Annotated in this window: 9 protein-coding genes and 1 pseudogene; 8 read left to right on the plus strand and 2 right to left on the minus strand. The window is 65.3% G+C overall.

Annotation, left to right across the window (positions count from 1 at the left end; translation table 11 throughout):
• Positions 1-360 precede the first annotated feature (360 nt).
• The 3 genes from AC069T_RS35345 (at position 361) to AC069T_RS35355 (ending at position 5,069) form a co-directional block, all read left to right on the plus strand.
• Complete coding sequence (locus AC069T_RS35345; protein ID WP_478786629.1) at positions 361-678, plus strand: hypothetical protein; 318 nt, start codon at positions 361-363, stop codon at positions 676-678.
• Positions 679-1,440: 762 nt separating this feature from the next.
• Positions 1,441-3,444: an ATP-dependent nuclease gene (locus AC069T_RS35350; RefSeq protein ID WP_451199080.1), complete on the plus strand. Its 2,004-nt coding sequence runs from the start codon at positions 1,441-1,443 to the stop codon at positions 3,442-3,444.
• Positions 3,432-5,069: a UvrD-helicase domain-containing protein gene (locus tag AC069T_RS35355; RefSeq protein WP_478786630.1), complete on the plus strand. Its 1,638-nt coding sequence runs from the start codon at positions 3,432-3,434 to the stop codon at positions 5,067-5,069. The genes AC069T_RS35350 and AC069T_RS35355 overlap by 13 nt, the downstream gene beginning before the upstream one ends.
• A gap of 249 nt (positions 5,070-5,318) precedes the next feature.
• On the opposite strand, the pseudogene AC069T_RS35360 reads toward AC069T_RS35355, so the two are convergent.
• Positions 5,319-6,034: pseudogene (locus AC069T_RS35360) on the minus strand (transposase family protein).
• 212 nt (positions 6,035-6,246) lie between these two features.
• Between AC069T_RS35360 and AC069T_RS35365 the strand changes: the two are divergent.
• On the plus strand, positions 6,247-7,365 hold the full coding sequence (locus tag AC069T_RS35365; RefSeq protein WP_478786631.1) for an ImmA/IrrE family metallo-endopeptidase: 1,119 nt from the start codon (positions 6,247-6,249) through the stop codon (positions 7,363-7,365).
• Positions 7,366-7,367: 2 nt separating this feature from the next.
• Positions 7,368-8,525, plus strand: coding sequence for a hypothetical protein (locus AC069T_RS35370; RefSeq protein ID WP_478786632.1), 1,158 nt, complete (start codon positions 7,368-7,370; stop codon positions 8,523-8,525).
• A gap of 6 nt (positions 8,526-8,531) precedes the next feature.
• Here AC069T_RS35370 and AC069T_RS35375 read toward each other — a convergent pair whose 3' ends face one another.
• Positions 8,532-9,155, minus strand: a complete 624-nt coding sequence (locus AC069T_RS35375; protein ID WP_478786633.1) for a hypothetical protein — start codon at positions 9,153-9,155, stop codon at positions 8,532-8,534.
• A 671-nt stretch (positions 9,156-9,826) separates the two neighbouring features.
• Between AC069T_RS35375 and AC069T_RS35380 the strand changes: the two genes are divergently transcribed.
• The 3 genes from AC069T_RS35380 (at position 9,827) to AC069T_RS35390 (ending at position 12,208) form a co-directional block, all read left to right on the plus strand.
• On the plus strand, positions 9,827-11,341 hold the full coding sequence (locus tag AC069T_RS35380; RefSeq protein WP_478786634.1) for a hypothetical protein: 1,515 nt from the start codon (positions 9,827-9,829) through the stop codon (positions 11,339-11,341).
• Positions 11,342-11,519: 178 nt separating this feature from the next.
• Positions 11,520-11,801: a type II toxin-antitoxin system Phd/YefM family antitoxin gene (locus AC069T_RS35385; RefSeq protein WP_478786635.1), complete on the plus strand. Its 282-nt coding sequence runs from the start codon at positions 11,520-11,522 to the stop codon at positions 11,799-11,801.
• On the plus strand, positions 11,798-12,208 hold the full coding sequence (locus AC069T_RS35390; protein WP_478786636.1) for a type II toxin-antitoxin system VapC family toxin: 411 nt from the start codon (positions 11,798-11,800) through the stop codon (positions 12,206-12,208). Before AC069T_RS35385 ends, AC069T_RS35390 begins: the two co-directional genes overlap by 4 nt.
• The last annotated feature ends 1,528 nt before the right edge of the window (positions 12,209-13,736 follow it).

Raw genomic sequence — 13,736 nt, forward strand, 5'->3', positions numbered from 1 at the left:
CTGCTACTCCGCCGCGGGGGAGGGGGGCGATCCCTTGGTAGGGCGGTGTAGGGACAAGTGGGGGAGTGGATGGGAGGGGCCCCCCCGAGACGTGCGGCCCCTTCCGTACAGAGGGTGGAACGGGTCATCTGAGGTTCATGTCCGGCGTAGGCTGCGACCCTCTCCACGAGGAAACGCAGCCGTTCGTCCACCCTGTCCCAGGCAGCACCCTGTGAGGTCGTCCAGCGCGGCGCCCGTCAGGATGAGCCAGCCGAGGCGCGCTTCCATGTCCTCCCACGTGTGCGCGACCTCGACTGCCTCACTACGCGGACCCGTGCCCCGTGCCCCGTTATGGCGACTTCCCTCATATCCCCGTTGATCGTGAGGACCTGGAGGAGCCGGACGTCCCCGGCCGCCGGTGATCTCATCCGGCGCGCGGCCGTGGAGCTGGTGCTCCAGGGCCGCCGCGCCGTGAAGGGCCTCCGCGACCTCGCCCAGCTCCTGACTGATCTTGAGCACGCGCATCGGCTCCGCAGCACGCCGCCCATCCTCGAAAGGCCCCTCCACCAGACCGACTCACGGACGCTCCTCGCCCGCCGTTCGGCCCATGAGATCTGCACCGTCCCGCGCGACCGCGAACGACGCCGTGGGCCGAGCCACACCCGATGGCGGCCCGAGGGCCGGCACACCGGGATGTGACTGGACGACGAGGACATCGTCTGCGCTGAGGCCTGGCCGATCCTGCACGACTCGCGGTGTACAAGGTCAGACAAGGCCATCAACACTGAGCGGCCGTCTTTGCACAGCTCGCGGCGCGTCAGATGTGCCGCCGAAATCGCAGCGGCGTCTCGCCATGGACATCTTCGAGTTCCGGCGGTGTCCCTGAGGAGACATTTTGCTGCCACCGGCCGGACGCGACAACGCCGCTGATCGCCGAAGCCCCGAGCAGGACACCGATGAGACCCGTCAATGCACCAGCCGGGACACGCATCGGCCTCCACCAAGACCCTTGACGGCCTCACACGAGTATGCCCAGTCCCTGACGCGGAACAGCGGCGCGGGAGCGGTCAGTTCTTTCGCCACCAGTACCTCGATCGCCTGGCCGTGCGTCAGGTCCGCCCGCGAATCCGGCGGCCGCAGCCCGTCAACGATCAGCGCATTTGGGCCGCAGCGTGTGGGGGACGAGCCCCTGCGTGATCTTTTCCCTTGCCTGGCCCCTGGGGGCGCTGTGCTAGGGAAGACGGCGCGAGCACGGGGGACAGCACCATCCTGGTGGTGTGTGAGGTTCGACTGGATGACCGATCAGCAACGACCGAAACAGATCCAACCCGCCACACCTCTGATCACTTTGAGTCAAGTAGGCAACTCTGCCCCCTTCCGTATCAGATACTGCTCTGACTCTCGGTAGTCGCACGCGTATGCCGTCCCGGGAGCGGGGTTGGGGACGATGTCGGGAGTGAGATGCAGCTGACGCATGCCGAAGTGATCAACTTTCGCGCCCTGGAGAGGGTGGACGTCCGAGTTGACCCGAAGGCCACTCTCATCGTTGGGCGCAACAACAGCGGCAAGACGTCGTTCGTCAATCTCTTCGAGAAGTTCTTCGGTGAGGAGGACACGAGGTTCGTCCTGGAGGACTTCTCCACCTGCCGTATCGCCGACATCGAACAGGCGCGGCAGATCTTCGGCGAGGCTCAGGCGCATGCCGGCCGTGGAGACTCCGAGACGAGCGAGGACCTGCTGGCCAAGGCCTACGACCTCGTCCCGGCCATCCGCTTGGTCCTCACCATCGAGTACACGGAAGACGACGACCTCGCGCCGCTCACGGGTGTGATCCTCGACCTGGACGACACCTGCTTCGAGGTCAAGATCGAAGCGGCGCTGGAGGTGGCCCGCCCGCACGACTTCCTCAAGGACTTCTGGTCGGCCAGCCAGCGGGAGCAGTTCGATCGCATCAAGTGGCTGCGCAAGAACTTCTCGGACTACTTCGCCCCGGCTTATCGCGCGGTCAGCGCCTTGAACGAGAGCGTCCGCAAGGAGATCAAGCGCGGCGCCGCCGAGGCCATCCTGTCGGTCAAGTTCGTCTACGCGCAGACCAAGATGGATGACACGCCGAGCGACAAAGCCCGCACGCTGTCGAAGACGTTCGAGGCCTACTACAAGGTCAACAGCGGCAACGAAGACCGTCACCAGAGCATCGAGCAGATCGAGACCGCTCTGGCGTCCGCCTCGCAGCAGCTCGACGACAACTACGCCACGCTGTTCGACCCGATCTTCGAGGACCTGCGCACCTTCGGAGTGGGCACCATCACCCCGGTCCAGAAGCCCCGCATCGTCTCCCTCATCGAGGCCTCAGGCATCCTGCGCGGCAGTACCCGCATCCAGTACCCGTCCGGGGATGACGACTTCCATCTTCCCGAAGGTCACAACGGGCTGGGCTACAGCAAGCTGATCTTTACGATCCTGCAGGTCATCAGCTTTCACCAGACCTACGAGCGCACCACCCCCAAGCCGGCGCTGCAGGTGCTGTTCATCGAGGAACCCGAAGCCCATCTGCATCCCCAGATGCAGGAGACGTTCATCAAGAACATCCAGGACTTCATCGACCGTAAGACGGGCTGGAAGGTGCAGGTGGTCATCACCACTCACTCCTCCCACATCGTCGCCAGCAGCGGCTTCCACACGGTGCGCTACTTCGACCGTTCCGAGCCGCAGCTCACGGTCAAGGATCTCTCGACCTTCGAGGCCAACGTAAAGGCCACTCCGCAGGGTGACGAGACCCTGCGCTTCCTGCGCCAGTACATGGTCTTGCACCGGTGCGACATGTTCTTCGCCGACAAGGTGATCCTGATCGAGGGCACCGCGGAACGGCTGATCCTGCCGGAAATGGTCCGGCGGTGCGCCAAGGGGCTTCTGCACCAGTACGTATCGGTCATCGAAGTCGGCGACGCCTACGCCGTCCGCTTCCGGGAACTGCTCGCCTTCCTAAACGTCAAGACCCTCGTCATCACCGACATCGACTCCGTGTGCCCCAAGCACCGCAAGGCCTGCCCACCCGGCCAGGGGCCGACGGTCACCTCGAATGCGACGCTCAAGAACTGGCTGCCCGCAAAGTCCAGCATCGCCGAGCTGCTCGCCACCGACCCGGCCGACAAAGAGCAAGGACACGTCCGCGTCGCCTACCAGATCCCGGAGAAGGATTCGGGAGCCTGCGCGCGGAGCTTCGAGGACGCCTTCATCATCGCCAACGCAGAACCCCTCGTACGTGGCTTCCGCCAGCTCGCCCTGAAGGCGGCCTTCGTCAAGGAGGTCGGGGCCGACCCCACCGCCGACGACATCGAAGCCAAGGCCTACGACATCGCACAGCAACTCAGTGACCACAAGACGGACTTCGCCTTCGACGTCATGCTCCTGGAAGACTGGGCCGTTCCCCGCTACATCGCCGAAGGACTGCAGTGGCTCGCCTAGACACCCTCGAAGCCGTCACCACCGAGCTGGAAGCCCGACGCAGCTTCCTCGTCGAAGCAGGGGCCGGCGCCGGCAAGACGACCACCCTGGTACGCGCCCTGCAGCACCTCCTGACCCACCACCGCGTAGACCTGGAGGCACACGGCCGGCGGATCGCCTGCATCACCTACACCAACGTCGCCAAGAAAAAGATCGTCGAACGCATCGCCGCAGACCCGCTCGTCGACGTCGACACCATCCACGAATTCCTGTGGAGTGTCATCCAGCCCTACCAGTTTGAGCTCTGGCAGCAGATCCTCGACTACAACAAGGACCTGTCCAAACCGGAAGACCTTGATGATGTCACCGATCCTCCCGTCATCGAGTATTCCGACCGCGGGCGCAGGCTGCACGAGGGGCGCACCTCCCACGACGACGTCATCGCGCTGTCGCTCCGTCTCGTCACGGCCCACCCCAAGCTCATACGCATCATCACCAGCAAGTACCCGGTCATCTTTGTCGACGAGTACCAGGACACTTCGCCCAAGACGATCCAGCTGTTGCTGGACCACCTGGCCGGTGCAGGCCGCGAGAAATGCGTGGTCGGTCTCTTCGGCGACTCCATGCAGAAGATCTACGAGTCGGGCGTCGGCGCGGTAAAACGGCCCGGCCTTCTCACCGAGATCACCAAGCACGAGAACTACCGGTGCTCGCCTCCGGTCGTCGAGGTGCTCAACCGGATGCGTCCCGAGCTCACCCAGGACGCCGTCGGCAAGCAGCAGACCGGCGAGGTCCACTTGTTCCTCAACAGCAGCGTCCCGGCCGGCCCTGCGCGACTCACCGCCGCCGAAGCAATACTCGCCCGGAACGGCTGGACACGGGAGAACAGCAAATACCTGCTGCTCACCCACCGAGGGATAGCCGGCACCCTGGAGTACGCCAACCTCCTGGAGCAGTACCGAAAGCTGGGCCGCTACGGTCCCGACGACCTCATGGCACGCAACGAGCCGTACATCCAGTACCTCACCCGCATCGAGGCCATCAGCGCCGCGTTCCGCGACAACGACTTCGCCGGGCTGACCGATCTGCTGGACGAGGGGCGGACACGGATCACCCGTCACGCCAACAAACGCGCCATCAGTGACGCGATCCGTGCACTCGACGCCGTACGCAGCACCGGCACCATCGGTGAGGTGCTCGATCTGATGGCCGACGGCCATCTCCTCGCCCAGCCGGGAAAACTCAAGGATCTGGAACGCCGGAGATCCGCAACGGACCTGGACGAACGCGACCAGCGACGGGCGGACTTCTCCAACAACCTCCGCACCGTGTCCTACCGTGAAGTCATCAGCGTCACCCACTTCATCGACGAACTCACCCCGTTCTCAACCCAGCACGGCGTCAAGGGTGACGAATTCGAGAACGTCGTAGTGGTGGTCGACGACCGCGCCTGGAACAGGTACAGCATCAGCAAAATGCTCGCCGGCACCGACAAGCCCGACCGTACCGAACGGTCACGCAACCTGTTCTACGTCTGCTGCTCGCGAGCCCAGCGTGGCCTGGCCGTGGTGTTCATCGACGATCTCCCGGACGGAGCAGAGCCCACACTCCACACCTGGTTCTCTTCAGGCACCATCCACCCGTGAAATACGTACCACGCAGAGCAGTTACGCATCCCGGACTCCGGGACGTGCAGCGCAGACCCGCTACTGCCAGTGGGCACATTCGCCCTTATGTCGCAGGTAAGCAGCCGCACGCCAGCTCCGGGTCTGCACACTGTTGCTGCGCTGTGTGAGGACCGCGTGGGGATGCCGGGCGGCAAGTAACTTCCCGAAAACTTACCGGACTTGACGATCGTGTTCGGGCAGGTCAAGCCGGGGCTTCTGCTGCTGTGATCATGCTGCCAAGGCGAGGTTGTGCATGTGGGCGACGGCCTGGACCGCATGGTGGAGGCCGTCGCCGCTGCGCTGGCGGCAGTCACGCAGGATCTTGCAGTTCTTCATCCGGGCGACGGCATGCTCGACGCGGGCACGGACCCGACGGTGCTCGGCGTTGTCTTCCTCCTCACCCGCGAGGAGTGGCCGGCCGGGCCGTTTTCGGTGCGGGGCGACCAGGCCTGTGTTGATGTAGGCGCCGTCGCCCAGCACCGTGACGCCGTCGCAGTGCTGGGCAAGACCGGAGTTCCGCCAGACCTGGGCATCGGCCCGGTTGCCCGGGCCAGGCAAGCGGCGGGCACGACCAGCCTGGTGCCAGCATTGATGATGACCTGCACATTTGCCGAGAACCGGTAGTTGCGGCTCGAGGCGCCGATCTTCCGGTCGCGGACCGGGATCAAGGTGCCGTCCACGATCCACAGCCGGTCCGTAGTGTCGGCGGGCCGGGAGATGGGCTCAAGGGCGAGGAGGGGCCTCAGCCGCTGGATGACCCGGCACACCGTCGCCGGCGAGACAGCGAACAGCGGCGCGAGCTGTCGCACGGTCAGGTTGGTGCGGTAGTAGACCGCCACCAGCAGCACCCGATCTGCCAACGGCAGGCGCCACGGCCGCCCGCCGCCAGGACCGCTGCCGCCCCGTTCCCGCACCACCCGTAACAAGCCTTCGAACTGCAGCATCCGCAGGCCCGTGAACGTCGCGACCCACAACGGATCGGATGTCTGACCTGATGGGCACAGGGGCGGAGCCGTGTCGTCAGGCGATCTTTGCACCGAGAGCAAAGTGGGCACGTCATGAGTGGAATATTTTGAGGTATGTTTCTGCGTATACTGCGCTGGGTTGTATGGTGGTGGCACGCTGACGAGCCTGAGCGCGGGAGGTGGGTGTGGTCGTGGATGACATTGTCGACTTGGTGGCGCAGCCCGCCATGTTGACGCTGGCCCGTGAGTCGCGTGGTTGGACGCAGGCTGACGTAGCACGGGAAATGACATGCCGTACGGCCGACGACACGGTGTCGCAGGGGTATGTCAGCCGAGCCGAAGCCGGTCGCCTGGCAGTGAGGGGCGAGCGTCTCGCCCTGTTCGCCGCAGCTCTCAGGTACACGCCCCAGATGCTATGCCGCGCCACTGACAGTGGCGGGATGGGCGTCGGTCTCGTTCACCACCGGAAGCGCGCGTCCATGGGCGCACTGGCACTGCGGCGTGTGCACGCGACCTTGGCAGTTACCCGTCTCCAGGTGGATGCCCTGACGGCAGCGGGTCACGAAGACGACAAGCACGCGTTCAGGCACATCGCGGTGGACGACTTTGATACGCCGGCTGATGCCGCGGAGTCGCTGCGGTTGGAGTGGGGGCTCCCGCAGGGCCCTGTCTCCAATGTGGTAGAGGTGCTCGAAGCCGCCGGCGCTCTGCTCGTGATCCGCGATCTCGAAACTCGTGAGCTGGATGCCGTGAGCCAGTGGCCGCACGGTGAACGCCCGCTCGTCCTGCTCAACTCGACTGCCCCTGCGGACCGTTATCGTTTCAGCCTGGCGCACGAACTCGGGCACATCGTGATGCACACTGAGCCTGGGGACGGACGCTTGCAGGAACAGCAAGCCGATGAATTCGCAGCCGAATTCCTCATGCCGCACGAGAGCATCGTGGCCGAACTTCGGCCGCGCGTGGACTTGGCGCGGCTGATGGAACTGAAGGGTCGGTGGAGGGTTTCGATGGCAGCGCTCGCCCGCCGAGCCAAATCACTCGGCGTCCTCACCGAGTGGCAGTACCGCTCGCTCATGGTGGAGATGTCCGCCCTGGGCTACCGAACCACCGAACCCGCTCCATTCGAGCTCGAGACCCCGCGTCACCTTGCCGAGGTCGTGACCCGACTGAGGCAACAGCACAACCTCGACCTGTCCCAGGCAGCCCACCTAGCCGGCCTGGAACTCGAGGAGTTCACCGAGATCTACTCGTGTCCTTCCTCCGCCCCGGTGACCACACGGCCACCGGAATCACCAACAAGTAGGTGACAATGGCAAACTCGCCGTTTCCCGGCCGCACCCCCGCCCTGCGGGTCCTCGATGCGTCGGTACCGGCCACGCCGCTGCTACAGGGGCGTGTACTGCTGCATGAGAACGCCCGCTTCGTACCGCAGATGCGGACTCCGCTCGACGATGACCTCGGCGGCGTCGTCATGGGCGGGGAGAAGGCGGGTGAACGCGCCTACCAGCTCCGGGCCTCCGGCTACACAGGCGCCCTGCTGATCGACACTGCGGCCTACAAGACGCACACGGCGACAGCCGATGAACCCTTTCTGCTGGATGGCAACGAGCTGTTCGACACGGTCGACACCTCGCTTGAGCTGCAGAAGGCCCGCGGTGCCAGCGCCGCTCTCACACCGACTGGGTACATTCCCCCGGGAGCCTCCAGGGCGCTCAAGGCGGTCATGCGCCAGTCCGAACGCCTAGAGCGGGCAGACACAATCGTCAACCTCCCGATCGACATCGCCTGGCTCACCGATGAATTCCTCAGCCAGCTGATCGCAGTCTGCAAGCGCATCCCGCATCCGAAGGCCTTGACGCTGTTCCGGCAGTTCGATCCGATGGAGCAGGCCAAGAGTGTTCCCGCCAACCTGCGCCGCGTCGTAGCCGAGCTACCTGATGTCGCCCTCCTGCGGACTGATCTGGCCGCACTGGACGTACTCGCCCACGGCGGGCTGTTTGCCGGTATCGGTGCCGACAGCGCCAGTCGGCACAGCATTCCCCCTGGCGAGCGGGCGTTGTTCAACCCCAACGGTGGTGGACCCCAATATCCGTCAGTGCTGATGCCGAGCCTGATGTGCTTCAAGGGCACCCAGTCACTGGCCCGCCTGTACGCCAATCACCCGCCAGCAACGTGCAGCTGCGACGTCTGTGACGGTCGAGGCCTGGACCGATTCAACGATCCGGGCGGCGAAGCGCGGCGCGAGTCGGAAGACCACAACATCAGCACCTGGAGCGCCTGGGTCATCGAGATCACCAGCAGGAAGCCCGGCCTGGAGCGCAAAGCGTGGTGGCGCGACAAGTGTGCCGCAGCCGTCGCGCACTACGCCCTGGAAAACCAGCGTCTGGGGCTGTCGGCAAATTCGAAGGCGGGCTTTGCAGTCCCTGACCCGCTGGAGGCCTGGGCAACGCTGCCGATCACGCCCTGAGGCAGCTCACCGAGCCAAGAGCTGCTTATACGCCTGTTCCACGAACCTCCAGCCGGCCACAGTGTGCCGACGCCGAACGAAGGGGCGAGGCGGGACAACAACCTCAACGTCATTGCTGGTCGCGACGAGTAGCCCAATGCCGTAGAACTCTGCCTCCATCACGGCGTCATCTCGACGCCGCAGAGGCCGGTCGATCAAGACAGCCCGCGCGCAGAAAGGTGTGAACCATTCGGCTTTTTCCTTAGCGGAGGCCCAGCCCTTGCCCGGGACCACGGCCAGATCGACTCGGATGGGGTGGGTTGCTTCGCGCACGACGACGTCGTCATGCCGCGTAACCGTTCCCGCGGGCATCCGCCTCAGCACGCGTCGCTCTGTGTCGCTCAGCGAAGTGACCGGTACAGGCTCGCCCAGTGGAAGGTTCATCAGCAGGTCCAGCGCCCGAGGATTGGTGAGCTCCGGCGTGCCGACGCGAGCACGTCGCTCGATCTCGTCCTCGTTTTCGCTGTATGCAACTACGGCATCGATACCGAACATGTTCAACACGCCAAGGTCTGCACCCTGAGGGAACAGAGTGCCAGGCGCCGCCGCTCCGGAGATCGCTTCCGCCGGACCTCGCGCCGCCACAGCCATGTTGCTACCTCTGCCCTCGCCTCAAGGAGGCTCGCCCTTCACAGACGACCCCCTACTTACCTGCCGGTAGGAAACCTTTCACGGAATGGTCTCAACACGCCAGCACTGCAGGCCGCGGCTGCCACCACCCACCACATCCACGCCGCCTACCAGGCACAACTGAGACACTGCTGCCCGGGTCACGGGCACAAGCCCCTGTCTTCAGGTCAGGCTAGTGCTGCCACACCTGCCCCGTCGCAGGAGCGACAGCGATGACCCTAGTGCGAGCCCTCGGCACTCCACAACGGTCGTCTTGCCATGCAATCCAAACGTTCCCCGCTCTTGATCGATCATACGGAATGCTCGCCCCAAGTCGTTCAAGCCCGCGCACTGATATGAAGATCCCTGTCCCCGCTTACCTCGGCGCTCCCCCACGACACAGGGTGCTGAGACCAGCGCAATCAGCGCATGCCAACGCAAGGACCTGCCGCCGTACGATCCGAGCCCAAAGAGCAGCCCCGGCACGCTGTTCGACGGGTTGAGCCCGGCAAGCCACCTACACCATTGGCTGACCTCAACACGACCAGGTTCGGGTGGGGGAACCCGAACGGGCGACGGGAAGCGTTCCGAGCCTATTCATCGGCTCTACCTTGGTGGTCTGCCCGCAGCTCATCGACGTGGAGCCGAAGCTCGTGAAGTACACGCTGACTGAACAGCAGGGTGCCATGCTCCGCCAGATCGGTGCAGCGTCCAGTGCCATGCCCATCGCTCCCAAGAGTTCGAACACGGCTTGGGCCCTTGAGCAGCGCGGGCTGATCAAGCGGAACTGGCGCGGTAGCGGGCACGTCGCAGTGGTGACGTCGGACGGCCGCTATTTCCTCAAACACGGCAAGCATCCCAAGGAAATCCAAGCCGAGAAGGAGCGCTTGGCCGGTGATGCCGAACAGGCCGAGCGCGCTCCTACCGACGGAGCCGAGCTGATCGCTCGACTGCAGTCCGCGACCATCTGGAAGCTCACCGTCCCTGACCCGGGCCCGCAGACCCGGGGGCGGTGGCGGGCGGCCTTCTACGACGCGCTCCATCACGATCACGTGCCAGGAGAGCTCAAGCTGCGCTGGACCGGACGGCAGCGTGGCGACTGCGTCTTCACGTTGGTCGACGAGGAAGCCCAGAGAGCTGCGCAACCGCCGCCGGTACCGACCATCGACGTCCCCGACGTGCTGGGCCGTCCCCATCAGCTCGTCCGTGCCACGTGCAAGGCCCTCGGCAGGTCCACGACCGTAGTCGACACCCGCGGGACGCCCGAGGTCATCCCTCTGCACGTGTCGCGGGAGCAGGCCGACCGTGCCCTGCGGATCATGCACGCGCTCCTTACCGAGGCGGAAAGCCGCGGCTACCAGGTGGAGACCCGGACCGATCTCCATCGCGGCCAAGCCGAACACCAGATGGTCATCATCATCCGCGGACACGCGCTCCCGCTCGCGATCACAGAGCAGACGACCAAGGTGTCACACGAGCCGACCACTCAGGAGATCCGCCAACAGCTACGCAATCCTTGGACGCGTATCCCCAAGTACGACCACGAGTTCAACGGACGCCTCGAACTCGGTGCGCCCGCCAAGAGCTGGTACCAGCATTCGTACACCCACAGGGACAGCGCACGGTGGACGCTGGAGTACCGCCTGGGGCACCTTCTGCACGATCTCGAACAACGTGCCGAGGCGGCCGAACGAAAGCTGCGGGAAGAGGAACTCCGCAAGGCCGAGCAGCGACGCCGCTGGTACGCGGCTGTTGCGCAGGCACGGGTGCGACAAGTTGAGCGGCATCGAGCGAATGTCCTGGTCGAGCAGGTGGAGGCACGGCGTCGGGCCGACGAGATCCGCGCCTTCTGCCGCGCGGCCCGCACGAGAGCCGACGGCGCATCCGCTGCGGCGGAGGAGCTGGAGTGGCTGCAGTGGGCTGAGGCGTACGCAGACCGGATTGATCCACTGTGCGCGCCGCTGGGAACTCCGCCGGATCCCCCGGCCAGCCGTGAGGCTCTGCGCCAACTCCTTCAGGGCGATCTCTACACCCATCCCTGGCCGTTCGACAGCAAGGGTCATTGGGCGCCGCCCGAAGAGGATGTCGCACACCCCCCTGATCAGGTAAGCGCCTTCGCCCTGTCTGTAAAGGGACAGGGCGGAGGATCGTTCATGCGGCGATGGTGAGCGGAACGTCCAAGCGCTCCCAGGCACCAAGAACGGCCTTGTGCGCGTCCGGTCGCAACGTGTGCACGGCTATCACTGGCGGACCGTCGCAGACGCGCGGGTCGATGCACGGCGGGCGGTGGCCCGTGTGCCTCACTTCGACCTGCCATTGTGTACATTATTTGTGTACCTTTAATGCATGGAGACCATCCCGCTTGGAGAACTGAACCACCATCCGTCTAAAGTCACAGCGAGGGTTCGTGCAGGTGAGACGCTCGTCGTCACTGAGCACGGCAAGCCTGTCATTCGCATGTCCCCCGCCGAAGAACCCACGTCAGCCCTGGACCAGCTGATGGCGGCCGGCCAGGTGCGTCGTGCAGTGAATCCAGGTGCGCTGCCCGAGCTGATCACCGATCTGGCCGAGCTGCCATCGCTGTCGGACGCGCTGATCGCCGAGCGCGACCGGGAGCGCACGCGTTGAGCCTCTACTACATGGACACCTGCGCTCTGCTGAAGTTCGTACAGCAGGAGGCAGAGACGCAGGCGCTTCGCAGCTGGCGAGCAGGGCTGGGCGTCGACGGTCGTCTCGTGACCTCCCAGCTGGCCGGGGTCGAGATCGCGCGCACCTTCCGGCGGGCCGGTGTCGACCGGCAACGCGTGCCGTTCCTGGTCGGCAACACGCTCGCCGGGATAGACCAGATCATCCTCAGCGACGACGTCCTGGCCCGCGCCGCGGGCTTCGAAGTGCAAAGACTCGGCACTCTCGACGCCATCCACCTGGCCACGGCCGCCCCCCTGCACCGAGAGCTGGACGGCTTCGTCACCTACGACAAGGAACTCGCGGACGCTGTCACAGCCCTCGGCCTGCCGCATCTCGCACCTTCATGACGGAGCCGGAACAACTCACCCGCCCGACAGGTCCGGCGTGCCCTACCGCAGAGGGGCTTCACCAACACGGGGCGCGACCGGCCGCAGTAGCCGACCAGAAATCATTACAGACTGCCGGCGCGCACCCTGACCGAACGGACCGTACCCGTCTGTTCGGTAGCACTCTGGCGTCCTGCACTGCGCATCCGGAGGAGCGGACGGGCTACTCCTCGTCCTGCTCGCCGGGCTCGCGTGGCTGGTCGTACTCGCTCAACAGCCCCTCGATGCGCTGGTTGTTGATGGCCTGGCGGTCGTACAGCCACTTCGCGTACCGGGACAAGGGGACCTCGACGCTTGTTTCCAGCCCACTGGGCGACCTCAGCCGGGTCCGGGCACAGCGCCGAGTGCCGCAGGTCGTACGGCCGCTTCGCGAGCGGCGTGAGGGCGAGCGCCGGAAACAGGGCAAGGTCGCGGCTCTCGCGCCAGACGCGGTGGTAGGTGGACTAGCTGACGACCCAGCCCTGCTCAGTGCGAACAGCCGCCCGTCGTCGGCCGTGCCGAACGTGGCGGCATGCTCCCTCCACGTCGCCACCAGATGCGGGGCAGCCGCACCACCCGCGTCTCCCTGGGCGGGCGGTTCTTGAGCCCCCGCTCATCATGGAACTCGCTGGTGTCGGTCCACCGTTTGCCCGCCTGCGGCCGAGTACGGTGCAGGATCAACCGCCCCCCACCCGGTGCGGGGCAGCCGGCAGCGCCACCGCGACCGCCTCCTCCGGACGCAGACGCGCGTAGTACATGCCCGCGAAAAACCCGACCAGCCGACGGCCCCGAGCCCTGCGCTTGCCGAATACCTCCTCCATGCTGGTCAGGCGGCATGTTGATACTCGTGGAGGGTGCCGCCGAGTCGCGCCCGCCGTCGTATGTCCAGATGAGCGATCCGGTCCGGGTCCTCGATCTGAGCGGGCAGCGAGTGGAGAGGGCGGGCATTCGCAAGACCCTGGTGCGGCCGATGCTCGTTATAGAACGTCTCCAGCTCGAGCAGGGCACGCAGGAGATGGCTACGTACCCGCGGATTTCGCAACCCGCGGGATAGAAGAAGCGCCACGCCGAGACCCCGCGCCTCTGGATGACTTCGCCGACCAGGGCAGAGTGCAGAGGAGGAGGCCCCCCAGCAAGATCCTCCCGGTCTATTGAGGGTTGCTTGCTGCCAGGTCGTTGAGTACCGCGTTGACTGTAGACCAGCAGAGGTCGGCTGTGTCGAAGTCTTAAGGTGTTCGTGAAGGCCTGGATCGTGCCGGTAAGTGCAGGTAGTTCAGTAGACGGCCCGCCGGCGTTGCGGCAAGGCGGTGCCTGATCTCGTTCTAGGCCGTGTTGGTGTGGGACAGGACGCAGATGCCACGCGTGGGTGAGGTCCTAAGCGCGCGAAGCAACACCTTGATTCTGTGCGAGCCCTAAGACCGTGTCCTATGTGGTGAGGCGGATGAGTCGCTTGTAGCAGCAGAGGGCGGCGGCGAGGCCGAGAAAGGCCAGGTAGTTGCGGGGATGGCGT

Source organism: Streptomyces sp. NPDC043867, from assembly GCF_056435845.1.